At 57.0% G+C, this 23887-nt stretch carries 17 protein-coding genes and 1 pseudogene; 8 read left to right on the forward strand and 10 right to left on the reverse strand.

Going from position 1 to position 23887, the window contains the following annotated elements:
• Window positions 1-147: 147 nt before the first annotated feature.
• On the reverse strand, window positions 148-2808 hold the full coding sequence (locus ORG26_RS03810) for a DUF7133 domain-containing protein (RefSeq protein WP_266367200.1): 2661 nt from the start codon (window positions 2806-2808) through the stop codon (window positions 148-150).
• Between the two features lie 138 nt (window positions 2809-2946).
• On the opposite strand from ORG26_RS03810, the pseudogene tnpA reads away from it, so the two are divergent.
• A pseudogene (tnpA, locus tag ORG26_RS23660) lies at window positions 2947-3411 on the forward strand (IS200/IS605 family transposase).
• A 456-nt stretch (window positions 3412-3867) separates the two neighbouring features.
• On the opposite strand, the gene clpB reads toward tnpA, so the two are convergent.
• Window positions 3868-6507, reverse strand: coding sequence for an ATP-dependent chaperone ClpB (gene clpB, locus ORG26_RS03820; protein ID WP_266367201.1), 2640 nt, complete (start codon window positions 6505-6507; stop codon window positions 3868-3870).
• 127 nt (window positions 6508-6634) lie between these two features.
• On the opposite strand from clpB, the gene ORG26_RS03825 reads away from it, so the two are divergent.
• Window positions 6635-7558 carry a hypothetical protein gene (locus ORG26_RS03825; RefSeq protein ID WP_266367202.1) on the forward strand — a complete coding sequence of 308 codons (924 nt, stop codon included), beginning with the start codon at window positions 6635-6637 and terminating at the stop codon, window positions 7556-7558.
• Window positions 7559-7619: 61 nt separating this feature from the next.
• On the opposite strand, the gene ORG26_RS03830 is transcribed toward ORG26_RS03825, so the two are convergent.
• Together ORG26_RS03830 and ORG26_RS03835 are read right to left on the reverse strand one after the other, a co-directional pair.
• On the reverse strand, window positions 7620-7991 hold the full coding sequence (locus tag ORG26_RS03830) for a GerW family sporulation protein (protein WP_266367203.1): 372 nt from the start codon (window positions 7989-7991) through the stop codon (window positions 7620-7622).
• Between the two features lie 28 nt (window positions 7992-8019).
• Complete coding sequence (locus tag ORG26_RS03835; protein ID WP_266367204.1) at window positions 8020-8532, reverse strand: hypothetical protein; 513 nt, start codon at window positions 8530-8532, stop codon at window positions 8020-8022.
• Between the two features lie 322 nt (window positions 8533-8854).
• Here ORG26_RS03835 and ORG26_RS03840 point away from each other — a divergent pair, with 322 nt between their 5' ends.
• Window positions 8855-9901 (forward strand): alpha/beta hydrolase, encoded by a 1047-nt coding sequence (locus tag ORG26_RS03840; protein ID WP_266367205.1) that lies wholly within the window; start codon window positions 8855-8857, stop codon window positions 9899-9901.
• Window positions 9902-10212: 311 nt separating this feature from the next.
• Here the strand turns inward: ORG26_RS03840 and ORG26_RS03845 are convergent, their stop codons facing one another.
• The 3 genes from ORG26_RS03845 to pheS form a co-directional block, all read right to left on the reverse strand.
• Window positions 10213-11196: an SDR family NAD(P)-dependent oxidoreductase gene (locus tag ORG26_RS03845; protein ID WP_266367206.1), complete on the reverse strand. Its 984-nt coding sequence runs from the start codon at window positions 11194-11196 to the stop codon at window positions 10213-10215.
• A 215-nt stretch (window positions 11197-11411) separates the two neighbouring features.
• Window positions 11412-12683 (reverse strand): DUF937 domain-containing protein, encoded by a 1272-nt coding sequence (locus ORG26_RS03850; RefSeq protein ID WP_266367207.1) that lies wholly within the window; start codon window positions 12681-12683, stop codon window positions 11412-11414.
• Window positions 12684-12908: 225 nt separating this feature from the next.
• Complete coding sequence (pheS, locus tag ORG26_RS03855) at window positions 12909-13931, reverse strand: phenylalanine--tRNA ligase subunit alpha (RefSeq protein WP_266367208.1); 1023 nt, start codon at window positions 13929-13931, stop codon at window positions 12909-12911.
• 323 nt (window positions 13932-14254) lie between these two features.
• Between pheS and ORG26_RS03860 the strand changes: the two genes are divergently transcribed.
• Complete coding sequence (locus ORG26_RS03860) at window positions 14255-14686, forward strand: LytR/AlgR family response regulator transcription factor (protein ID WP_266367209.1); 432 nt, start codon at window positions 14255-14257, stop codon at window positions 14684-14686.
• Window positions 14687-14925: 239 nt separating this feature from the next.
• Window positions 14926-15336 (forward strand): LytR/AlgR family response regulator transcription factor, encoded by a 411-nt coding sequence (locus tag ORG26_RS03865; protein ID WP_266367210.1) that lies wholly within the window; start codon window positions 14926-14928, stop codon window positions 15334-15336.
• Between the two features lie 56 nt (window positions 15337-15392).
• On the opposite strand, the gene ORG26_RS03870 is transcribed toward ORG26_RS03865, so the two are convergent.
• The 3 genes from ORG26_RS03870 to ORG26_RS03880 form a co-directional block, all read right to left on the reverse strand.
• Window positions 15393-16397, reverse strand: coding sequence for a lipid A deacylase LpxR family protein (locus ORG26_RS03870; protein WP_266367211.1), 1005 nt, complete (start codon window positions 16395-16397; stop codon window positions 15393-15395).
• 121 nt (window positions 16398-16518) lie between these two features.
• A complete protein-coding gene (locus tag ORG26_RS03875) occupies window positions 16519-17196 on the reverse strand; it encodes a porin family protein (RefSeq protein ID WP_266367212.1) in 678 nt (225 codons plus the stop codon).
• Between the two features lie 116 nt (window positions 17197-17312).
• Complete coding sequence (locus ORG26_RS03880; protein WP_266367213.1) at window positions 17313-18017, reverse strand: porin family protein; 705 nt, start codon at window positions 18015-18017, stop codon at window positions 17313-17315.
• A 198-nt stretch (window positions 18018-18215) separates the two neighbouring features.
• On the opposite strand from ORG26_RS03880, the gene radA reads away from it, so the two are divergent.
• The 3 genes from radA to ORG26_RS03895 all read left to right on the forward strand — a co-directional run bounded on the left by radA (window position 18216) and on the right by ORG26_RS03895 (window position 23883).
• On the forward strand, window positions 18216-19589 hold the full coding sequence (radA, locus tag ORG26_RS03885; RefSeq protein WP_266367214.1) for a DNA repair protein RadA: 1374 nt from the start codon (window positions 18216-18218) through the stop codon (window positions 19587-19589).
• 409 nt (window positions 19590-19998) lie between these two features.
• Window positions 19999-22476, forward strand: coding sequence for a DUF5686 and carboxypeptidase-like regulatory domain-containing protein (locus ORG26_RS03890; protein WP_266367215.1), 2478 nt, complete (start codon window positions 19999-20001; stop codon window positions 22474-22476).
• A 54-nt stretch (window positions 22477-22530) separates the two neighbouring features.
• On the forward strand, window positions 22531-23883 hold the full coding sequence (locus tag ORG26_RS03895) for a sugar porter family MFS transporter (RefSeq protein WP_266367216.1): 1353 nt from the start codon (window positions 22531-22533) through the stop codon (window positions 23881-23883).
• Window positions 23884-23887 lie beyond the last annotated feature (4 nt).

The raw sequence follows: 23887 nt of genomic DNA on the forward strand, positions 1-23887 counted from the left end.
CCCTTTTGCAGTTCTTTCCGTTTACGGTCAGGCGATTGGCCAATCCGACTGGTCAGGTATAATAATTTTCCGGGAACGGAGCCGTTTAAACGCAAAAATGACCACACCCTGCGGCATGGCCATTTTCCTGATTCTCAAAAGCTCCGCTTATTTTTTCTGCTCCGAAAGAAACGTCACCAGCGAGGCGAATTCCTCAAACGAAAGAGCGTTGGCCAGACCGGCGGGCATCATGGATGTTTCCATCTCTTTCCGGCTCAGCACGTCGGCGGCCCGCAGGCGGTAAACCTGCCCGGTGATGTCCCGTAGCACCAGTTTGTCGGCCGACTCTTCGGTCACGAAGCCCGTGTAGCTCTTGTTTCCTTTGGCGGAAACGAGCACCGTGGCAAAGCCCTGCGAGATGGACGCGTTCGGTTTGAGGATGGATTCCGCAATCTGTTCGCGGTTCATGATGGAGCCGATCTGGCCCATGAAAGGCCCTTTCATCGGCTCGCTCCGGCTCAGGCTGTGGCAGGCCACGCAGCCCTGCTGCACAAAAAGCTTCCGGCCCAGCCCGGCATCGCCCTTGATTTTGGCGAGGGCCAGCATCACGTCCTCAATGGACGAGTCGCCGACCTGCCCTTTTTTGTCTTTGATTTTCGCCAGATCAACCTTTACGGCCTCTTCGGCAACGGCTTTTTCTTCTCCTCCGAATTCGGCAATACCCAGGCGGTGGCGGCTGTTCAGATCGGCGAAGAACTGTTTGTCGGCCGACTTCTTCCAGGCCTCCAGCAGGGTCGTTTTGATGAGGGGCGAAGCTTCCCATTCGATGGCTTTGTAGTACGGGCCGTGCGTGTCGGGACGAGTTCCCCACCACCACGAGCCGTCGTAATCCGCTTCTTTCTGGTACAGGCGGGCCAGGGTCGTCAGAATCTGCTTCTGCTGCGCCGGGGCCGTCGAGCGCTGGTAAGCCGCGACCAGTCCGCTGGCGGCTTTGGGGTCGTGCATGTACCGCAGCGCCCAGAGGGCCAGCGTGGCGTTGGGTCCGTCGATTGCCCGGACGCAGGCATCCACGGCGTTGAGCGCCGTCAGCGCCCGGACGGCGAGGTGGGCCGGAATGATGGACGGGTTGGGCGTAGCGTGCGGCCCTTCCGTGCCGACCGCCGGAGCCACGAAGGATGCCGGAACGGTCGTCTGCAACAGCGCCTCCGCTGCTTCCGGACGGCCCAGACGGCCCAGTCCGATGATCGACGCCATCTGCACCCGCACCGAAGGATCTTTCAGTCCGTTCAGGAACGGCTCGATGGGCACTTTTTCGGTCGTTTTTTTCCGGTCGGCCAGCGCCCGCAGGGCAAACTCCCGCAGGGTGGCGTCGGCGGTCAGTTTCACCAGGTTTTCAATGCCTTCCGCCTTGGTAATCTGCGCATAGGTGAACAGACCGGCTACGCGGCTGGACAACGGCAGGTTTTTGTCGCTGGCTACGTCCCAGGCCACGTCGGCCGCTTTCTTCGCCGGTCGGGTGAGCAGCTCCTGCTGGGCCGCGAGCCGGGCGACAGCACTGCCTGATTTCAGGAGCGAAGCCAGGTTTTTTTCCGACGCTTTTCTGACGTCGGCAAACGGCTTGTAGCTCCAGGTTTTGGGCACCGCCCGCACCACGAAGCCTTTGGACGGATTGCCCGAATACCCCGCCCCGTCCCAGGCCGACAGGTACATCCGGCCCGAAGCGTCGATGTCCACGTCCGTGATCTGGGCCAGTTTGATAAATTCTTCTTCTTTCTGCGTAAAGCTGGGGCCGTCGGGCGTCAGGCGGTGGACATACAGCTGGCTGCGTCCCCAGTCGGCCATCAGCGGCACCCGGTTGTATTTTTCCGGCCAAGTCGCATCGTCGATGAAGAGGGCGCCCGTTCCCGAACCGCCGCCCAGATCGACCAGCGCCGGGATGATTTCGTCCGTAAAATGCTTGAACAGCACCGGATACCCGTATTCGCCGGTCTGAATCTGGTTACTGAAACGGATGTTCCAGCCGCCGCCGTCGTTGGTGTTGCCGCGCGCGAAAATGTTCATGTACGGGTCGATGGCCACGTCGTAGATGTTGCGCAGGCCGTGGGTGTAGACCTCCATTTCGGTGCCGTCGGGCCGGACGCGCACAATGCCGCCGCCGAGCATGGTCATTTGTTTGCCGGAACGGTCGGTCGCGCCGTGAAAGCCAAAATCGCCGACGGCGATGTAGATCCAGCCGTCGATGCCCATCCGGATGCCGTTGGTGGCGTGGTCGGTGCCGCGGCTTTGCAGGAATTTGGGCGAACTGATGTGCTGAATCAGCGGCTTCGACGGGCCATCAGCTACTCCGTCGCCATTTTTATCTTCGAACACAACGAGGTCCATGCCCGACGCCACGCCGGTTTCTTTCGAAAAAACGGTGTGCAGCACAAACACCTGATCGCCCACGGGCAGGATTCCGCGCGGGTTGTCGGCGAGCGCAAACGTCGTATGCTGGTCCACTTTGCCGTCGTTGTTGGTATCGACCAGCCGGACGATGCTGCCCTGACCCGGTTTTTTGCCCAGCGAACCCATCTTATCGACTCCGACGTACACCTCACCGCCCGGCGCGACGGCCAGACAGGCGGGGCTCGGGGTCAGGTCCGCCCCGACGAACGGGGTAATGGTCAGTTCGGAAGGCCACTGGGCGGCATTCCGCTGGGCGGCGTTCCGCATCGAATCCAGGCGGGTCAGGACGGTCCGGGTCGGCGCCGGTGCCGACCGGTTGGGGTCCGTCCAGTGCCAGGACAGGAGCAAAAAGGAGGTCAGCAGGGAAAAGGAAACTCGCAACATTATCAAAATGAGTTGGGCGTTGTAAAAAATTGGGGCAATTAAAGTATAAAGAAACAAAAAACGCCCGGCTACCTAAAGTCGGACGGGCGAATTCCGTATGTTTTGCAGAGTTGTTCGAAACCCCCGTTCCATCCTCAAATGCCAAATACCTACACGCAGGTTTATCTACACGCGGTATTTGCCGTGAAGTACCGGCAAGGCCTGATCCGTCAGGACTGGAAAGAAAAGCTGTTTCGCTATCTGACAGGCATTATCCAGCACTAGGGGAGCAAGCTGCTCGCTATCAACGGCATGCCCGACCACGTTCACCTGCTCATCGGGCTGAACCCAAAGCAATCGATTTCAGAGTTGATGCAATATGTAAAAATGGACTCCTCGAAATGGATTAACGAAAACCGTCTGACACCGGGCCGGTTTGAATAACAATCCGGCTACGGAACCTTTTCGTACGGTCGGTCACAACTTGACGAGGTCGTGAAATACATTCTGAATCAGGAAGAGCATCACCGAAAGCGGACGTTCGGGGAGGAGTATGTCGCGTTTTTGCGAAAGTTCGAGGTGCCTTTTGATGAACGATATGTTTTCAGGCCGCTGGAAGATTGACGGGGCTGGCATGTCAACGGTGGTATCCCGCCGCATCAACGGACCCATGTTTGTAGCGAGGTCAACGTTTTCGGCGTGTTTTTCCGTCGCGTAGCGACCCGTGTTTGCAGCAAGCCACCCGTCCATTGTGGTATATCCGTCGCGTAGCGACCCAATATTTGTAGCAAACCAATCGCGCCGTCGTATGTCTCCGTCGCGTTAGCGACCAAACGTTTGTAGCAAACCTAAACATCCATTGTGGTATATCCGTCGCGTAGCGACCTAACCTCTTGGACTTGTTAGGCCGCTACGCGACGGAAAGACTAAGGCTTACCTGTTCATGCTACAAACGTTTGGTCGCTAACGCGACGGGAAAACATGGCCGACGCTGGTTCCTTCCACTTTCCGCTCCACCTCAATACACAAAAAACGCCCAGCCGCTGAAAGCAACCGGGCGTCTGTCAGTTATTCTCATTCTTACTCCAATACCGGCACCTTGTCCAGGTTGAAGAAGATGATGTCGCGTTGTCCGTTCTCGTCTTCGTGCAGCATCATGCCCACAACGGCGTTTTTCTGAATCCGTCCGGCGATGATCTCCTTCGACAGCGCGTTCAGGATGCGGCGCTGTAACACGCGTTTCAGCGGACGGGCACCAAACTGCGGGTCGAAGCCTTCCTGCCCGATGAAGTCCAGCACCTCGCCGTCGGCTTCGAGCGTGATACCCTGCTCGGCCAGCCGCTCCTGAATCAGCCGGAACTGGATTTCCATGATCTTGCGAATCTCGCGACGGGTCAGCGGCTGGAACATCACCATCTCGTCAATCCGGTTCAGGAATTCGGGGCGCACGGTCTGCTTCAGCAGTTCGAACACCTCGTCTTTGGTTTCCTCAATCAGCCGGGCGGCGTTGCGGTCGTTGAGGTCGGCCAGCCGTTCGCGGATAATGTGCGACCCGATGTTCGAGGTCATGATGATAATAGTGTTTTTGAAGTTCGCCACCCGGCCTTTGTTGTCCGTCAGTCGGCCGTCGTCCAGCACCTGCAACAGGATGTTGAACACGTCGGGGTGCGCCTTTTCGATTTCGTCCAGCAGAATCACGCTGTACGGCTTGCGACGCACGGCCTCGGTCAGCTGGCCGCCTTCGTCGTAGCCCACGTAGCCCGGAGGCGCGCCGATGAGGCGGCTCACGGCATGGCGCTCCTGGTACTCCGACATGTCGATCCGGACCAGCGCGTTATCGTCGTTGAACAGGTACTCGGCCAGAGCCTTCGCCAGTTCCGTCTTACCCACGCCCGTGGTGCCGAGGAAGATAAACGAACCAATCGGCCGTTTGGGGTCCTGCATCCCGGCGCGGCTGCGGCGGACGGCATCGGCCACCACCTGAATGGCTTCCTCCTGCCCGGCGACGCGCTTCGCCAGTTCGTCTTCGAGGTGCAGCAGCTTATCCCGTTCGGACTGCAGCATCCGGCTCACCGGAATACCCGTCCACTTGGCCACCACCTCGGCAATGTCGTCGGCGGTCACTTCTTCCTGCAACAGGTTGGAGCCGTCGCCGTCCTTGGCGGTCAGTTCGTCGAGTTTCTTCTGGGCTTCGGGAATGCGGCCGTAGCGGATTTCGGCTACTTTTCCATAATCGCCGGAGCGTTCGGCTCCTTCGGCCTCGAAACGAAGCTGGTCGAGCTGCTCTTTCAGCGTCCGGATTTCGTTCACCGATTCTTTTTCGGTTTCCCAGCGGGCTTTCAGGCTGTTGCGTTCCTCGTTCAGGTCGGCAATCTGCTTGTTGAGCACTGATTCTTTATCGCGGTCGGCTTCGCGGCGGATGGCTTCGCGCTCAATTTCCAACTGCATGATGCGGCGGTTGAGTTCGTCCAGTTCTTCCGGCACCGAGTCGATTTCCAGACGCATCTTGGCGGCGGCTTCGTCCATGAGGTCGATGGCCTTGTCGGGCAGAAAACGGTCGGATATGTAGCGGTTCGAGAGTTCGACCGCCGCAATCACCGCGTCGTCCTTGATACGGACGCCGTGGTGTAGTTCGTACTTTTCCTTGATTCCGCGCAGAATCGAGATGGCGTCGGGCACATCCGGTTCGTCAACCATCACGGCCTGGAAACGGCGTTCGAGGGCTTTGTCCTTCTCGATGTACTTCTGGTATTCCTTCAGCGTCGTGGCCCCGATGGCGTGCAGTTCGCCGCGGGCCAGGGCCGGTTTCAGCAGGTTGGCCGCGTCCATTGCGCCTTCGCCATTGCCGCCCGCGCCGATGAGCGTGTGAATCTCGTCGATGAAAAGAATAATCTCGCCTTCCGAATCGGTTACTTCCTTGATGACGGCCTTCAGACGCTCTTCAAACTCGCCTTTGTACTTGGCCCCGGCCACCAGCAGTCCCATATCGAGCGACACGATGGTCTTCGATTTGAGGTTTTCGGGCACGTCGCCCTGCACGATGCGCTGGGCCAGACCCTCCACGATGGCCGTTTTGCCGACCCCCGGCTCGCCGAGCAAAATCGGGTTGTTCTTTGTGCGGCGGCTCAGAATCTGTAGTACGCGCCGAATTTCTTCATCGCGGCCAATCACCGGGTCAATCTTACCGGTCTGGGCGCGTTCGTTCAGGTTGATGCTGTACCGCTCCAGCGAACGGTATTTCGCTTCAGCGTTCTGGTCTTTCACAGGGTTATTTTTTCCTCTTAATTCTTTAATGGCTTCCTTGAATGTCTTCTCGTTAAAACCTACATCGCGGAGCAATGTGGCGATGGCGTCTTTGCCGCCGACGAGTCCGAGCAGCATCAGTTCGACGCTGACGTACTCGTCGCCGAAGTCCTTCAGCTGCGTCTGCGCCCGTTGCAGGGCCGCGTTCAGGTCGTTGCCGAGGTAGATGTTCTGCCCGTTTGCGCCCGCACCGGACACTTTCGGGTACCCGTTCACGATGGCGTCGAGGGCCAGCGTCAGGCGGCGGGTGTCTACGCCTACCTTTTTGGCCAGGTAGCCGACCGTGTTTGGATCTTCGTCCAGAATAGCCTTCAGCACATGACCCGTCTCGACGGTCTGCTGCAGGTTGCCCTGCGCGATCTGCGCCGCCTGCTGGATCACTTCCTGGGCCTTGATGGTATAGTTATTAAAGTTCATGGCTTAGGTTTAACCGGCGTTCGTTTCTGTTGTTTTTATAATCTTACGCTTGCAAAAGACGCGCCGTAAGCTATTTTCGGACAAAATGGCCTCTTGAATTAAGAATTACTGTTATTTCTACGCCAAAATGACACTCCCTTTTAACTGGAACCTGATTGTCGGCTTTTTTCCCTTGCTCCTGCTGCTGACGGCAGGTTGCCAGACCGTGCGAAATGGCTCTTACAAGACACGCAGCTATGTCTGGGTCGGCAAACACCTCAACCGTCCCTGGCCGCACGTTATCGACCTCCGCAAGGGCGAGAAACGGCTGGTGTTTGTTGGCTGTGATCATGTCCGGGACACCACCCACCGGCAATTTTCCATGATTGAGCAATACTTTCGGCAGGTAAAGCCCCAGATTGCTTTCAACGAAGGAGGCCCTCTGACCCGGCAATACCAGAGCCTTCACGAAGCGATTAGCCGCGATGGCGAGACCGGATGTTTGAAATTTCTGTCGGACAAAGCCGGCATTCACATGCTGGACGGCGACCTCAACGACAGTCTGGAGTACGCGCTCATGCTGCGAAGGTACCCAAAGGAGCAGCTTTTTCTTTATTACATCATGGAACGGACCGTCATTCCGCATCTCTCGGGCTTCAACGGCAACGAACCCTTTGAAAAAGTTTATCCCAAAGAAATTGAAACCTATTACGTCCGGCGGGGCTTTCCGCTGGCGGAGCACGAACGCGGTCTGGCCTATTTCGAGAATCTGTACCAGAAGTACATCGGTCGCCCGTTTTTGCCGATTCTGAATGCCGATGTCGAGAAATTCGACTATGTCAACGGCGGCAACTGCCTGTTCTGCGCCCTTGGCCGGGCTACCAAAATGCTCCGCGACAGTGTACTTCTGGCGAAAATCGACCGGGCACTCGACCAGCACGACCGGGTCATGGTGACCTTCGGCGGGGGCCATGCCCTGGCCCTTGAACCCGCCCTGAAACAATTGATGCGCCGGAAACGCGCACCGGGGCCCGTAGCCCTGCGGACCAAGGCGGCTCACGCTACCCGGTGAGAGAATTCAATCCGGTCAGCAAGCAAAAGGGCAACCTGTTGCCAGATTGCCCTCCTTGCGATTATACCGCGGCCGGTTCAGCATTACCGTTCCGCTTCATGAATTTCTCCAGCACGTCCGGCACTTTTTCCAGCGCCTCGCTCAGCCCGCGCGACTGCTTCGTGCTGACGAAATTGATCTGATCGCCTTTGGTCACCAGAAAACCAATCGGTTCGATGCCGAAGCCCGCTCCGGCCCCGCTGCCTTCGCCGTGGCCCGCCTTTTTATCTTCTCCTTCGCCGCCGCCAAAGCCGAAGCCCATGCCGAGCCGAATGACCGGGACGCAGGAAAACTCGCCCAGTTGGAATGCTTTGCCGATGACGGTTTCTGTTTTGGATTCGCTGCGGAGGAAGTCGGTCACCTGACCCAATACTTCGTTGACTGAGGTTTGCATAATTGTTTTTGGTTTAGAGTTGGTTAAATCATTTCAGTAAAGCAAGGACGATTCGGTACAGGCGGTTTTCCATCCGGAGCCGGACGGTCAGGTCGCCGTTAAAATTGATGCGGAACCGCCGGTTGGGGCCGCTCAGCACTCCCATCACCGGGTACAGGTAGGCGTTGGTGAGGTAGTTGTCAGTATCCAGATTAACGTAAAACTCGTGTACCCGAAAACTCCGCAGAACGGCCAGCCCCTTGCGCCGGAGGGTCCGGAAAGACGGCCTGGGGCCCGTCCGCCGGCTTTTTGCTTTTTTAGCGGGAACGGCGGAGGCCGGTCTGGTCTCGCGCTGCCAGGGGTTGATGGTTCTGGTCCAGCCCAGCACCCAGAGCCGAACGTGCCCATCCGCTACCATCCGGGCCGAGGCAACTCCCTGCCATTGCAGGAGATACAACCGGGCATCCGTATCGATCACCACCGCCAACCGGGCGACCAGCAGCCAGCCCAGAATCAGCCCCAGCAGGCTGAGGATGCATACGAACCATAGAAACCCGGTCATGAGTAATCGTTTAGCTGTTACCCCACAAATGTTTGTCGCCGTCGTTCCTTCTTCCATGACGGGCATCAGTCCCGTTGCTGATCGTCTACCGATTTGGACCAGTTGTCAAATCTTTCAAACAAAAGCTTTCCTAATCTTGTCTTAACAACAACCTCCCCTCCTTCTTTCCAGCCCCGGACTTTTCGGCCCGTTGGCTTGCCAATGGACTATCAATCAGCGCAATCCGCCGACTGTGCTTTCCGTGAATTGTGGTAAAGCTCCGTTGGGAGCCAATAATTGGTGCTGAACCCCGGTTTCGGGTGTTCGTAAGCCTGTATGAACTATGAAGCGAGTGGTAAGTGTGATACGGGTGATTCCGTTGACTCAACGTATTTTTCTGATAGGATTTGCCTGGCTGATGGTGCTGGGCGTATACATCAACAACCTGCGGTACACGCCGCACGGGCGACTCACCCTGCGTTCGGCCATTATCCGTCAGTGGCTCGATGACGAACCGGCCAGCTGGACTAAACGGCAGTTGATCGACCGGCGGGCGCGGGCGCACGGGGACGTGTACGAACTGGAGCCGATTGCCGCGCGCAAAACCATTCAGTTGCCCAACTGCAAGGTGCATCTGTTCAAGCCGACGCACTCGGGCAGGCCGCTCCCGGTCATCATTGCCTATCATGGGGGCGGGTTTTTCTACGACTTTGTCCCGATGGCCGAAGCGTATTACCGGCATCTGGCCAACCAGACGGGCTTTCTGGTGGTGGCTCCGGATTACCGGGTCGCTCCGGAACACCCGTTCCCGGCGGCGACCAACGACAGCTACGAAACCTTCAAATGGGTACTGGCCAACATTGCCCGTGAAGACGGAGACCCCGCCCGGATTGCCGTCTGGGGCGACAGCGCCGGTGGTAACCTGGCCGCCGTGGTGACGCAGAAGGCCCGCGACGAAGGGCTCACGGACGCGATTGATCTACAGATTCTGGTTTATCCGGCGGTCGATATGTACTCCGAGGAGTCCGAGTCGTTCCGGAAGTTTGGCGTGGGGTACATTCTGTCGCAGGCCAGCATGGAATTTATCCGCAACGTGTACACTGCCGGGGCCGACTGCCGGAATCCGGAGATTTCGCCCCTGCTGCATAAAAACTTTGGTCAGCTGCCGCCCTGCCTGCTGGTTACCGCCGAATTCGATCCCCTCCACGACCAGGCCATTGCTTACGCCAAGCGACTGGAGAAAGCCGGAATCGAGGTTCATCACCGCGAGTTTAAGGGCATGCTGCACGGGTTTGTCGGGCCGGTGGATGTGTTTCCGCACGCCAACGACCGGTTTATGGAGATGGCCGTGGAGTTTCTGTCTGTGCTGAAAACAAAAAAGCGCGGCTGAATGGAACAACCGCGCTTTTTTAACACCCTCTCTTACCCTACAAAATGTAGTATCTTTAATCGGCCTAAGCCGTTTGTGTCTCGTTTGACATTGTAAAACTGCACCCGAAAAAAGAGGCAGAGTATGAGGAACATCACCTTCCAGCCTGACTTGTATTAGCCCAACTTCCGCTCGGAGCCAACCCACTATCAGCCAATGCCTTACTGACAAAAATAGTCCGTCACCAAACCTCCTCGGCTAGCATTTTTTACAAAAAATAACCGCACCCCTGTTTGGGAGTGCGGTTATTTTTTGGCGTACGGCGCCGAGACTTAATTCAGGGACAGCGCGCTAAGCAGGTCGTTTTTAACGCGGTTGGCCTTATACCGGTACTTCAGCTTGTCGTAGGTGCTCATGTCCCGACCGAAAGCCCAGATCAGCGCCATCGTGGCGACGGTGCCCGCGAGCAGGGCGGGGAACATCCAGTCGCTGCTGCGTTCGGTGCGTTCCTCCTCGCCTTCGCGTTGCATGAGTTTACGCATGCTGGAGGCGTTCATCTGGTCCGGCATGAAATGCCCCATCGCCACCTGCGCTTTGTTCATGAAACCGGAAATGATTTTGTCTTTGCCGCTCATGAGGGCATCGTAGCCATCCTTCGCCACGGCGGCAGGGTCGCCGGTGGCCTGGGCCATTTTGTGGGCGCGGGTGCCTTCTGCCCCGGCGGCGTTGAAGAAGTTGGTGTCCGTAGCGCCCGGCAACAGGGCCGTTACGGTAATATTGGTGTCTTTGAGCTCGTTGCGCAGCGCTTCCGAGAACGAATAAACAAAGGACTTGGTCCCTCCGTAAACCGCCATCATCGGGTTAGGCATGATGGATACCACCGAGGCCAGATTCAGGATTTTTCCCTCCCCTTTCTGGATCATGTCTTTCAGATACAGCTTGGTGAGGTGAACCAGAGAGGTGACGTTGAGCTGGATGATGCTCAGTTCGCGCTGGAGGTCAGTTTCGTTGGCAAACATGCCGTATTCGCCCGCCCCCACGTTGTTGACCAGCACGTCTACATGCAGGCCCTGCCGCTTGGTTTCGTCGTAAACTTCCTCGGGCGCTTTGGGGTCGGTCAGGTCGCGGGCGACCGTGTGAATCTGCTGCGTCCCGTATTGCTGCCTGAACTGATCGGCTACTTCGCGGAGCTTATCGTCCTGGCGTGCCACCAGGACCAGATTGTAGCCATCCTGTGCAAAAAGCTTGGCAAGTTCATGCCCAATGCCGCTGGTTGCGCCGGTTACCAGCGCCGTTTTTCCCGTTTGTGTTTCCATAACTATGCTTGCTTCAGAGTACGTTTGGGGTAGATGAACCCCATTCGGATAGAACAAGCCACGGGTAAACTTGTTGGGAAATACTCGCTAACGGGGTAAAAAATGAAGGTTGAACGTAGCTTCGCCTTAAAAAAGTTGAAGGTTTAAAGTTGAACGTAGCTTCGCCTCAATTAAATAAAGGGGCAGAGCAACCTTAAACTTTAAACCTTCAACCTTTATTTCGTCACCACTTTGACCAGCACTTCGCGGCGGGTGGGTTTCCGGGAGGCCGAGGTGTCGGCTGGGTTGTAGCGGACACCCGTTCCGAAGCCTACGGCGTCAATGCGCATCAGGTCTACGCCTGCGTCGATCAGCTGCTGCTTGAGCACGTATACCCGTTTGGTCGACAGCACTTTGTTGGTCATGGGCAGGGTGGCGTCGTTGGCGTATCCGATGAGCTGAATCTGAAGTCTGGGATTGGCCTTCAGCAGATTAGCCAGTTCGGTGATGGCTGGCTGGGTCGTTGCTGCCGGCGTAAGCGACCCTTTCTCAAAAGCCAGAAAAGGCTGTTTGAAGGCCCGTCCTGCCGGTTCGGGGGAAGCCAGGTAGGCGGCCAGCTCGGCGGTGGCGGTTCCGGCGGCCGCCGGGGTTGCCGAAACGGGCGCCGTGGCGCTGCCGCTCACCGGGGTAGCCGTCAGCCGTTTGGTCGAGTCGGTGGCCGTCGAGTCCTTATAATCCGTGGAAATAGCCGTTTCCTCGTAGTCGGAGTAATTCTGGGTATTGTTCCAGATGTAGTACCCTCCACCGGCCAACGCCACCAGCACCAGCGCGCCGATGCCCCATTTGGCCAGCGACCCGTTGGAGTCTTCGTCCGGCTCGGGCACAAAGCGGGGCCGTTCCTGCAATACCGGGCGTTCGATGGTGGCCGACCGTTTGGCCGGGGTCACACCCAGCGCCAGCAGTTGCTGGATGTTCAGGCCCTCGCCCATTTTGTCGAGCAGCCGTTCCGGAGTGTTTTCCACGATGCGGTCTCGCTGGTCGGCGAGCAGGGACGCCAGAGCATCGGCATCCATTTTCTTCTCCAGAACCAGTTGGTGGAGCGTACCGAGGGCGACCGGCGTCATCAGACCCAGCAGCGTAATGGCCGCCGAGTTTTTGATGTTGGCGTAGCTGGAGATCATGGTCCCCATCGAGCTTTTCATGGCCGGCAGCAGGTGGCTGATGCTGTTGCTGCCCGCTTCGGCCAGGCGACTGACCTGTTCGGGGTCTTTCAGCAGGTCGGGGAAAGAGGCAACCAGAGAACCATCGTACTTGCCCTTCTGGATGGCGTTGAAAAGCTGGTTAACGCCGATTTCGGTGGTGGTTCGTTTCATCAGCCCGGCCACGATCGTACAGACAATGCCCTCCAGGGCAGTACGGGTTTTTTCCGGATTCTCGTCTACGTAGTACGCAGCGCGTGAAACAACAGTGTCGGTTAAGTTCTCCTTCAGTACGGCTACTAAATTCATAAATCTATTGAGACAAATTCTTTTTCATCAACCAGCCACCTACATGGCCCCGGCCCCTCATCTGCTTTCACCTGTAGCTGACGAACGCCATACAGAGGTTAAAAATAGAAACGTTTTGAAGAAAGTTAAAAATTAACGTGAAAAGTTAATGGTATCCTAATCCCGCCTGTCCGACCGGCCTGAACCATTCCCTTTTCCCGTTTCTTTTTCCTTTTTGCAATCCGCTCAGGCTCCTTCGAACTGACGCAGGAAACGGACGTCATTTTCCGTAAAGAGCCGCAGGTCACGAATCTCGTATTTCAGCATCGCAATCCGTTCGATGCCCATTCCAAAGGCAAAACCCGTAAACTCCTTGGGGTCGATGCCGCAGTTGCTCAGTACGTTGGGGTCCACCATGCCTGAACCGGCAATCTCGACCCAGCCCGTTTGTTTGCAGACATTACAGCCGGCCCCTTTGCAGATCAGGCAGGAAATATCGATTTCGGCGCTCGGCTCCGTAAACGGAAAGAACGAGGGCCGGAAGCGGATTTTGGTGTCTTTCCCGAACATCTCCTTCACGAAGTGGTAGAGCGTATCCTTAAGGTCCCGGAAACCTACGTTCCGGTCCACATACAGCCCTTCGACCTGGTGGAAAAGGCAGTGCGCCCGGGCCGAAATCGCCTCGTTGCGGTAAACCCGGCCCGGCATGATCGCCCGCAACGGCGGTTTCTGACGCTCCATCAGGCGGACCTGAACGTTGGAAGTATGCGTCCGCAGCAGTACGTCCGGATTGGTCTGGACAAAGAACGTGTCCTGCATATCCCGGGCGGGGTGATTGTCCGGGAAGTTGAGCGCGCCGAAATTGTACCAGTCCGTTTCGATTTCCGGTCCGTCGGAGACGCTGAAACCGATGCGGCCGAAAATGGTAATGATCTGCTGGCGGACGATGGAAAGCGGATGCAGCGCGCCGGTCTGGTTGGGCACCACCGGCAGCGTCAGATCGGGAACCGGACCGGCATGTCCCCCGGAATTCTCTTCCACCAGCGCTTTGTAATCGGTAAAACGCTGCTGCGCGAAATCCTTCAGGCTGTTCAGTTCCTGACCAACGGCCCGGCGGTCTTCCTGGGGAACGGTCTTGAGTTTTTCAAACAACTCCGCCACGGCTCCCTTTTTAGCCACGAACCGCAGCCGGAACAGCTCCAGTTGGTCTTTGGTCTGAACTTCAAATTGTTCAATCTCCTGATATATTTCTTTTACTCTGTCCAGCATACGCCAAAAAAAAATCTAAACCCAACAAGTTACCGGGCGGGCAATGTCCCATCTTATTAACCAGACCTTGCCGCCTCGTATCGGCAAAGATAACAATTCAACTTTTGAATATAGCATGAATTCATCCCCGGCTATCAGCCAATCCAACCTGCACATCTGTTCAGTCTGGCAGGTGAACAGATGTACAAAGTATAGACGGTACGGTTGTTGGGAATCTACTGGTAACGGCTGGTGCAGTCCACAGTTCGAAAAATCTTCCCGTTCTGCACTAATCGTCTTAAAACCAAGTGTTGTCAACCTTTTAACAGAATACTCTAGCTGCTATGGAAACAATCCTGCGTGAGAACCTTTTCGACCAAGTGTCCACAAATTTCCCCAAAAGTGTGGAAAAAAAGTCCACTCCTGCCTCACTTCAGAAACTCCTGATTCCATTCTATGACCGAAAACGCACTGTTTCTATCGACGAAATTGTACGCCTGGAAGGTTCGGGCAATTACACCAACTTCTTTTTGAAAGATGGCACCAAAATGCTGGTCTCACGCACTCTGAAAGAGTATGAAGAACTGCTTGACGGACAGTCGTTTGTCCGCGTTCATAAATCATGCATCGTCAACCTCGGCTATGTCCGTCGGTTTTACATCAAAAAAGAAGGCGAACTCGAACTGACTGATGGTCAGCAGGTTAAAATTTCCCGCCGCCGCGCCCAGATGTTCATCGACCGGATTCGTAATTTCCTGCCTACCTCTTCGCGCTAACCGTCTGGTATTGTGCAGGAGAGAATATTACGTTCCATACAGATTTTCAGCAATACGTAGAAATACGTATTCCAACTAGGGGATTTACGTAATATCTATATCCACACCAGAACTAAAGGCTTGACATTCAGATGCTTAATTAACAACAAGCAAACTGGATGATCAAGCCTTTTTACGTTTCCAGGGGGGTAACCGTTATTTTTGTTGTGTCGATTCAGTCAGCCAACACGCCAAAAATTATGGAATCTCCTGTACTTTCTTCCTCTTCGCTCCAGCCCAGCTTTCCTGACGCTTATCAGCGCGGCACTCAACGGATTGCCCTGCCCTACCTGAACCGCTCCGTCCTGATTTCAGTTGACGATATTGTCAGTCTTCAGGGCGAGGGGAACTATACGTATATCTTTACCCGTGACAAAAAGAAATACCTGGTTTCGAAGACGCTGAAGGCTTTTGAATCCATGCTGGACGAAAGCGTGTTCCTGCGTGTGCACAAGTCGTCCATTGTCAACATGGGCTATGTGCAGTTCGACAACTACCTGCCCGACCGCTGCGTGAAGCTCTCGGATGGCCAGGAAGTGAGTATTTCCCGCCGCCGTGCAAAAGAAATTAGCCTGCGTCTGCACCGCTACCGGATTACGCTTTATAACTAAGAAACCGTCCGTTTACGATATAACCAATGGCCGTTGCCCCATAGCAACGGCTTTTTTTATCGCACGCGGGCCGTCAGGCTGATTTTCCCCCAGTAGTGTTCGGCCCCGGTCCTGAATTCTTTGCCGCGGTAGCATTGGGTCAGGGCCAGCCGGAAATTCTTCAGGACCGCTACCCAGCCGTACTCGGTCGTCCAGTAAAAGTGTTCCAGTTCTACCGAAGGCAGCGCGTAATAATTTCGCGACCCGTTCAGCCAGCCGCCGCCCAGCAGTGAATTGTCCAGCACGCTTTGAAACACCGGACGGACAAAAGCGTAAACCTGAATTTTCCGCACCGGCACCGAAGCGTCATCGTCGTACATCCCGGAAGCACTCTGAAAATAGTCGTTGAAGCGGCCAATTCGCAGCATTCCTCCCAGGCCGAGCGAGTTTGTCAGCGTTCCCACGGTTGTTTCCACGCTGGCCGTCAGGTCGAAGGCCGGGTGAATGGGCGCAAAAGGCCGGGCTTCCCACCGGGCTGAGTAGCTGATGACGGGGTCGTTGCGGAGCTGGTTCACCCAGCCTTCTGCGCTTTTCTGTTTCAGATGCCGATGCATCCCGTTCTGCACTTCGCTCGCGCCGCTGACGGGTCCAATCATGCCGAGCGTGAGCGCGGAGGTCAGTCGGGTGGCCCGCACGCGGTCGGTCGCTACCAGACTCCATGAGGTGAACAGATAACCGGCATAAGGCCGGTCGTACGGGTACAGCTTGGGGGTCCGCTGCGAAGTGGATCGGGGCGTGTAGATTTCCTGACCGATTTCAAAACCATACAAATGGTCCGGGCGACTTTCCAGCGAAGCCGGCAGGTGAAGCAGCAGGCGGCGAAAGGGATTGCGCCGGCCGGCGGTACTTTGCATGCCGACCCGCACTCCGTTGGTGAAATAGCGGTCGGTCACGTCCTTGGCCCGAATCTGGAAACCATCGTTTTCCAGCGAAAAATAGGCGTAGGCATGACGGGTAGAATCCTGCGCCCATCCCGGCAACGTAAGCCAGAGGCTGGCCGCAAGCAGCAGCAACTTCTTCATGAAAAGCGAACGGTGAGTAATGCCGGTACTCGCACAAAGATAATACCGAACTCCAGTCGCTGTCTGAAAAAAGAAAACCCCGTCGTTGGACGGGGTTTCATCAGGTTATGTATGGGAGCGATTAAAAGCCGAATCCAGCCGTGATCTGCCACAAATTGCCCCGGGTGGTAAAGCGGCTATCGTTTTGCGGCGTCTTGATACCCACGCGGGACAAGTCTGACAATCCACCCTCGTAGCGCACGTCAAGCTGCAACCCGAGCAGGCTGAGCCCCGCCCCGGCCTGGTAGCCGAAGATGGCTTGTTTGTAAGTTTGGTCCACCGGCTGCGTCGTATACTGGTTAACGGCATCCTTGAACGACTTACTTTCCGAAATCGGCAGGGAAGCCAGCGGACCGGCGTTCAGGCGCAGGGGGCCAAGTTTGTAACCAACCATCAGCGGAATATCAATGGTTGTGGTTTTGATGTCGACACGCTGGGTCGTAGATGTCATGCCCGTTCTCACTATATCGAACGAACCACCTTTGGCCGATACCAGGACTTCCGGCTGGATGTACAGTTTTTTGCCAAGACGGGCATATACCCCGCCGACAAAGCCCGTGCGGCGGCTTTCACTTTCCTTGAAAAAATCGACAACTGCCTGGCCGCCCGTCATCACCGGGGAACCGTTGTCGAGGCGGGTGGCGCGAAGGCCGTCCGTCTGTAACTGGGAGAAATTGGCGCCGAACTTTACGCCAAACTTGATCGGCTGCGCCATCGACAGAGCGGGCAGCAGCCACAGCAGCCATAGGATTTTTTTCATAAGTGAGTAGTTATTAGTGGGTACTTTGTCTATAGACCTTGCAAATTAACAGACAAAAATTCAGAATTCCCATCGGTTAGCCTGCAAGGTCTATATATTTTTAAGAATAACTCTTTTTAGAAAAATCGGTACGCCAGCGTTACCTGCCACGATTTGATCCGCTGGTTGAACTGATTGCTGTTACCGTCGGCGCCCAGATCAACGGCGGCAATATCAGACAAACTTCCTTCGCGGCGGACATCAATCCCAAACCGGAAGATATCCAACCCGGCGCCAATCTGATAGCCGTAGCTGGCCCGCGAAAAGGCTTCGTTGAGCGTCCCGGTAGTGTAGTCGCGCAGGGCGTCGCGCAGGCGCTGGTCGTCGCTGATGCGGAAGGAAACGATCGGACCGGCGACCACCCGCAGCGGACCGCCTTTCAGACCCACGAGCAGCGGCACGTCGAAGCTGGTCGTCCGGACGTTCACCACTTCGGTGGAAGGCTGGCCGTTTATGTCGCGGACAATTTCGAAGGAACCGCGTTTGTTGGACACCAGCAGTTCGGGCTGGAGATACAGGTTTTTGCCGAAACGGGTGTAAATGCCGTAGGCCCAGCCGGTTTTGCTGTCGAAGCTTTCGCGGATATTATCGCGCAGCACCTGACCGTCGAAACCCACCTGCGGCGAACCGTTGGCGTTGAGACGGGTCGTGACAAAATCCCCCGTTTTGAACTGCGACAGGTTTACTCCCCCTTTAACGCCAAAGCTGAACGACCGCAGCTGGGCTTGCGCCAGAGCCGGGCAAAGTGCGGCGAAAGCCAGCACCATTGCGAGTTTTTTCATGGTGAGAATGGTTATTGTTGACATGCATTGGTAACGGAATTGCGCCCCCGGATGCTATAATGACTCCGCTTTTTTTTGTATCTTGTAAAGAAAATCGAGTCACCTGCAGTCCGGAAAATGCGTCATCGGAACGATGACACCCGAAACGGGTTTTCCCCCTACGGCACCGCTTGGATGCAGGTCGTTCCCATAAGTTTAATGGCAAAAACAAAAACTTCTTACTTCTGTCAGAACTGCGGTCATCAGGCCGCCAAATGGCTCGGGCGCTGCCCGGTTTGCGGCGAGTGGAACACCTTTGTCGAGGAACTGGTCACCAAAGAAGAGCCGGACCGGGGCAACTGGCGGCCCACCGCCACCACCAAAACGGCGGCCAAGCCCAAAGCCATCCACGCCATCACCTACGAAGAACAGCCTCGCGTCGAGACCAATGACGGCGAACTGAACCGGGTGCTGGGCGGCGGCATCGTGCCGGGCTCGCTGGTCCTGATCGGCGGCGAACCGGGCATCGGCAAATCCACGCTTCTGCTCCAGATTGCCCTGAGCCTGAACAACCTGCGCGTCCTCTACGTCTCCGGCGAGGAAAGTGAACAGCAGATCAAGATGCGGGCCGAACGGCTGCCGGTCCCGACCAGCGACTGCTACATCATGTCCGAAACGTCCACCCAGCATATTTTCCGGACCGTCGAACATTTCGAACCCCAAGTGCTCATCATCGACTCCATCCAGACCATGCAGTCGTCGATGGTGGAGTCCGGGGCGGGCAGCGTTTCGCAGGTTCGGGAGTGTACGGCCGAACTGATGAAATACGCCAAGGAAAGCGGCGTACCCGTTTTCATGGTCGGACACATCACCAAAGAAGGCTCGCTGGCCGGGCCGAAAGTACTGGAACACATGGTCGATACGGTGCTGACCTTCGAAGGCGACCGGCACACGACCTACCGGATTCTGCGCACGACCAAAAACCGCTTCGGCAGTACTTCCGAACTGGGCATCTACGAAATGCTCGGCACCGGCCTCCGGCAGGTCACCAATCCGTCCGAGATTCTTATTTCGCAGCGGGAGGAGGCCCTGAGCGGCATCGCCATCGGCTCGATGCTGGAAGGCAACCGGCCGCTGATGATCGAAATTCAGGCGCTGGTAAGCATCGCGAATTACGGAACGCCCCAGCGCAGCAGCACCGGCTTCGACAACAAGCGCCTGCAGATGCTGCTGGCGGTGCTCGAAAAACGCGGCGGCTTCCGGCTCGGCCAGCAGGACGTGTTTCTCAACATTGCCGGGGGCCTGAAGGTGGAAGACCCGGCCATCGACCTGGCCGTCTGCGCCTCCATCGTTTCGAGTTACGAGGACATTGCCATTCCGTCGTCGGTAGCGTTTGCAGCGGAGGTCGGGCTGGGCGGCGAGGTCCGGGCGGTCAACCGGATCGATTCGCGCATTTCGGAAGCGGAAAAACTGGGTTTCAAAGAAATCTATATTTCCAAATACAACCTCAAAGGGCTTGACCAGCGGGCTTTCGGCATCAAAATCCGGCCGGTTTCGCGCCTGGACGAGGTTTTTCAGGGCGTGCTGATGTAAAGCCGGTTAGAGTTTGTTGACCAGTCGTTCACAAAAGCGAATGATCGTCACCAAAACAGCGAATGGTGGAAAATCAACCCGTTTCCCGTGTCGTTAGGCACTGACATTGGTAGCCTTTCCGCCCGCCTGCGTGTAGGTACGCTGCTTCGACAAAAAGTGGCGTACCTTCGGCACGCAAAAATGGTTGTCCGACGCTTGCAGGCTACAAACGTTAGGCCCAATAGGGGCAAATTTCATTTTCCCATTGCCTACCGATATTCAGTGATTGAGCCCCTTTTAATGAGCACTGGCAGGACAATAATGGTTTGCTAGTCAAACACATGGAAGCCGTTTTGGCGGACCACTCAACCGCTCAATCACTCATTCACTCAATTAATTCGTAAATATTGCCACGTCATTAGAAAGTAACATGAGGCGAGCGCTGTGGGTCTGGATGGTTTGGATGGTGTCATGCGGCTGGGCTCAGGCTCAGGCGGTAACCGGTTCCGTCCGTGATGCCCAGACCCGGCAGCCGCTCGCTTTTGTCAGCATTGCCCTCAAAGATACCCGACAGGGCACGGTGACCGACCTCGACGGCCGGTTTCGCCTTGCCGCCCGACCGGGGCAAATCCTTCTGGTCAGTTACGTCGGTTACAACAGGCAGGAGATCACCATTCCGCCGGGCGACCGGCCGCTGCTGATTGACCTGCAGGAAGCCGCCGGGCAGTTGACCGAAGTGGTCGTCCGCCCCGGCGAAAATCCGGCCTGGCCGATTATCCGCCAGGTGCTGCGCAACCGCAGCCGCAACGACCCGGAACAGTACGAAGCGTACCGCTATCTGGCCTACAACAAATCCCTTTTCACGGTCGATCAGCTTCCGATGGACACCACCTCGAAGCAATACCGGAACCTTAAACCCGCCGAAAAAGCCGAATTCAACCAGTTTCGCCGCCTGTTTACCGAGCAGATGCATTTCTGGGTCAAGGAATCGCTGACCGAAGTCCGTTTTCAGAAGCCCGACCAACGAAAGGAAATCATCCGCGCCAGCAAATCTTCCCTGCCCAAGGACTTTTCGGCGGGCTTCAGTCCTACGGATTTTCAGCCGTTCGGTTTTTACAAAGACGTTTTTGCGCTCAATTTCGTCAACCGCACGTACGTCAACCCCATTTCCGAGGGCACGTTCCGGCGGTACGATTTTGTGCTGGAAGACACGCTGTTTCACGAACGCGACAGTACCTACGTTCTGTCGTTTGAGCCGCTGCCGGGCAAGAATTTTGAAGGCTTGCGAGGGCTGTTGTACGTCAATACGGACGGCTATGCCCTCGAAAACATCATCGTTTCGCCCGCAGACACCGCCCAGAAAGTCCGGTTTCGGGTGCAGCAGCGCTACCGGCGCACGGACGGCCGCTGGTTTCCGGACTGGCTGGAGACGGACATCGGGCTTCCGCTGGGGACGGGCGGCACGACCGGGGAGCTGTTTGTCCGTAACCGCAGCCAGCTTTCGGAGGTCATTCTGAACCAGCCGCTCAAGTCCGGGCAATTCGACTATCTCCAGCGCGAACAGACGGCCGAAGCCCGCACCGTGCCGGATTCGGTCTGGGCCCGTTACCGCACCGACACGCTCACCCGCCGCGAACGGGACTCGTATGTCCTGTGGGATACGCTCGCGTTGCTGAAGCCCATGCGGCGGTTTATCGAAGGATATAACGGGTTTCTGTACGTGCTGAGTACGGGACTGGCCAATGCCGGAAAACTGGACGTGGTGCTGCGCGATCTGATCCGGTTCAACCGCTACGAAGGCACCCGTTTCGGCCTGGGTCTGCAAACGAGTTCACGCTGGAGCCAACGGTTCCGGCTATACGGCTACGCGGCCTACGGCACCCGCGACCGCGCGCTGAAGTACGGCGGCGAAGCGGAACTGAAGCTCTGGCCCCGCCGCGACGGTCGGCTGGTAGCGGGCTGGCGGCAGGACGTGGCCGAACCCGGCCAGCTCACGACGCTCGGCTACCTTCAGCCTTCGCTGGTCCGGCCGCAGCCCCGCAACTGGTACCGGTCACGCATGGACAGCGTTCAGGTGTGGCGGCTGGACGGCTATTTTCGCCCGCTGCCGGGCTGGCAGGTCAATCTGTACGGCCAGCGCGAACGGCGGCGGGTGACCGATTACCCGTTCACGTTTCGGCGGGAAGCCGGGGCCAGCCGTCAGTTTGTGAACAGCGAACTGGGCCTGAACCTCCGCTTCGCACCGCGTGAACAGGTCCGCCGGGCCGACCGCATCGAAACCGTGCTCATTGGCACTTATCCCGTTCTCGAACTCCAGGTGGCGGCGGGCATTCCGGCGCCGGGGCTGGGCGGCGAGTTTTCCTACACTCGATTAACGGCCCAGCTCGACCAGCAGTTTATCAGTAAGGCGCTGGGCACCACCCGCTTCCGGCTGCAGGGCGGCTGGCTGGCCGGGGTGGTCCCCTATCCGTACCTCTTCAACGGCCCCGGCAGCTGGTCGGGCGACCGCCGGCAGAGCACCAATTATTTTGCGCCGAACACGTTCCAGACGATGGGGCTGTACGAGTTTGCCTCCGACCGATTTGCTTACCTGTTCTGGGAACATAATTTTGGCCGCCTGCTGGTCAGGCCCAAAAACCAGCACTTTCAGCCGGAAATCGGACTGGTACAGAATGTGGCCTGGGGCACGCTGGAGACCCGGGCGCCGCACGAGCCGCTGACCTTCGGCACCCTCGAACGGGGTTTTTACGAAAGTGGTCTGAAACTGAGCAACCTGCTCCGGGCGCGCTACGGCAGTGCGTTCTGGCTGGGCGTCGGAGTGGGCGCTTTTTACCGCTGGGGACCGTACCAGAAGCCGCTTCTGCGCGAAAACCTTGCCCTCCGGCTCAACATCCAGTTTTCGATCTGAACGCGCGGACTTGGCCGAATTTTTCTATTTTCGCCCCACTACTTACCTTAACCGATGAACAAAACTCTACTTCTGTACACCATCGCCGCCATCGCCGCGACGGGTGGACTACTTTTTGGCTTCGACACGGGCGTCATCAACGTTGCGCTTCCCTTCATCAAACACCAGTGGGACCTGTCGGCGGAGGCCGAAGCGTGGGCCGTCTCGGCCGTGCTGGTGGGCGGAATGGCCGGGTCTCTGCTCAGCGGACGGCTGGCGGACGCGCTGGGGCGCAAACGAATCAATCTGGTCGCTTCGCTGGTCTTTGTGATCGGCTCGGTCATCACGGCGGTGGCTCCTTCGCCGGACGTGCTCATTGCCGGGCGGCTGCTCCTCGGTCTGGCCATCGGCATTGTTTCGTTTTCGGTGCCACTCTACATTGCCGAAATCGCTCCGAGCGAAATTCGCGGACGGCTGGTGACCTTTTTTCAGCTCGCCATCACCATCGGTATCCTCATCTCCTACCTGGTCGGTTTTGCCTTCGCCGAATCCGAAAACGGCTGGCGGCTGATGTTCTGGACGGGTTTTATCCCCGCGGCCATTCTGTTCGGCGGGATGTTTTTTGTTCCGGAAAGTCCGCGCTGGCTCGTCAGCAAAGGCCGCGACGAAGAAGCCCGCGCGGTGCTGAACCGGCTGCACGAAACCGACAAGGTGGAACTGGAATTCAGCCAAATCAAGAAAGTGAACGACGAGGAAAAAACCCGCAAGGTGGACTGGCGGGAGCTGTTTTCGAGCCGCCTGCGGATTCCGCTGCTCATCGGCATAGGCATCTTTCTGATTCAGCAGTTTTCGGGCATCAACGCCGTCATCTATTACTCCACCCGGATTTTTGGGCTGGCCGGTTTTAATTCCAACACCACGGCCATCATGGCGACCGTCGGGGTGGGCGTAGTCAACACGCTTTCGACGCTGGTGGCCGTCCGCTTCCTCGACCAGTGGGGCCGTAAACCGTTGCTGTACACGGGCTTGATCGGCACGGCCATCTCGCTGGCGACGATCAGTTTCGCGTTTTTCTTCCGGGAATCGCTGGGGGCTGACTTGCTGAAAATCCTGTCGGTCGGCGGCGTGTATGTCTACATTTTCTTTTTTGCCATCAGCCTCGGGCCGCTGGGCTGGCTTCTCATTTCGGAAGTTTACCCGCTGCGGATTCGCGGGTTTGCTACCAGTCTCGGCTCTTTCTACCACTGGTTCTTCGACTTCTGGGTCAGCTTTACCTTCCCGCTACTGGCGGCGAGTGCCCTGGGGACCAACGGCGGCATTTTCATGATTTACACCGGCGTGTGTCTGGTCGGTCTGCTGTTCGCCCGCTTCATCGTGTTTGAGACAAAGGGAATGAGCCTGGAGGATATCGAAAAGAAGTGGCAATAACGGG

The sequence above is a fragment of the Tellurirhabdus rosea genome (assembly GCF_026278345.1).
In the GTDB taxonomy this organism is placed as follows: Bacteria; Bacteroidota; Bacteroidia; order Cytophagales; family Spirosomataceae; genus Tellurirhabdus; species Tellurirhabdus rosea.

What these genes read in the sequence shown, in the direction of transcription:
- ORG26_RS03840 (WP_266367205.1), top strand. Translation starts at nt 8,855, where the DNA reads ATGAAGCGAGTGGTAAGTGTGATACGGGTGATTCCGTTGACTCAACGT.
- ORG26_RS03810 (WP_266367200.1), bottom strand. Translation starts at nt 2,808, where the DNA reads ATGTTGCGAGTTTCCTTTTCCCTGCTGACCTCCTTTTTGCTCCTGTCC.
- pheS (WP_266367208.1), bottom strand. Translation starts at nt 13,931, where the DNA reads ATGCTGGACAGAGTAAAAGAAATATATCAGGAGATTGAACAATTTGAA.
- ORG26_RS03830 (WP_266367203.1), bottom strand. Translation starts at nt 7,991, where the DNA reads ATGCAAACCTCAGTCAACGAAGTATTGGGTCAGGTGACCGACTTCCTC.
- ORG26_RS03865 (WP_266367210.1), top strand. Translation starts at nt 14,926, where the DNA reads ATGGAATCTCCTGTACTTTCTTCCTCTTCGCTCCAGCCCAGCTTTCCT.
- radA (WP_266367214.1), top strand. Translation starts at nt 18,216, where the DNA reads ATGGCAAAAACAAAAACTTCTTACTTCTGTCAGAACTGCGGTCATCAG.
- ORG26_RS03845 (WP_266367206.1), bottom strand. Translation starts at nt 11,196, where the DNA reads ATGGAAACACAAACGGGAAAAACGGCGCTGGTAACCGGCGCAACCAGC.
- ORG26_RS03870 (WP_266367211.1), bottom strand. Translation starts at nt 16,397, where the DNA reads ATGAAGAAGTTGCTGCTGCTTGCGGCCAGCCTCTGGCTTACGTTGCCG.
- clpB (WP_266367201.1), bottom strand. Translation starts at nt 6,507, where the DNA reads ATGAACTTTAATAACTATACCATCAAGGCCCAGGAAGTGATCCAGCAG.
- ORG26_RS03895 (WP_266367216.1), top strand. Translation starts at nt 22,531, where the DNA reads ATGAACAAAACTCTACTTCTGTACACCATCGCCGCCATCGCCGCGACG.
- ORG26_RS03875 (WP_266367212.1), bottom strand. Translation starts at nt 17,196, where the DNA reads ATGAAAAAAATCCTATGGCTGCTGTGGCTGCTGCCCGCTCTGTCGATG.
- ORG26_RS03860 (WP_266367209.1), top strand. Translation starts at nt 14,255, where the DNA reads ATGGAAACAATCCTGCGTGAGAACCTTTTCGACCAAGTGTCCACAAAT.
- ORG26_RS03850 (WP_266367207.1), bottom strand. Translation starts at nt 12,683, where the DNA reads ATGAATTTAGTAGCCGTACTGAAGGAGAACTTAACCGACACTGTTGTT.
- ORG26_RS03835 (WP_266367204.1), bottom strand. Translation starts at nt 8,532, where the DNA reads ATGACCGGGTTTCTATGGTTCGTATGCATCCTCAGCCTGCTGGGGCTG.
- ORG26_RS03890 (WP_266367215.1), top strand. Translation starts at nt 19,999, where the DNA reads ATGAGGCGAGCGCTGTGGGTCTGGATGGTTTGGATGGTGTCATGCGGC.
- ORG26_RS03825 (WP_266367202.1), top strand. Translation starts at nt 6,635, where the DNA reads ATGACACTCCCTTTTAACTGGAACCTGATTGTCGGCTTTTTTCCCTTG.
- ORG26_RS03880 (WP_266367213.1), bottom strand. Translation starts at nt 18,017, where the DNA reads ATGAAAAAACTCGCAATGGTGCTGGCTTTCGCCGCACTTTGCCCGGCT.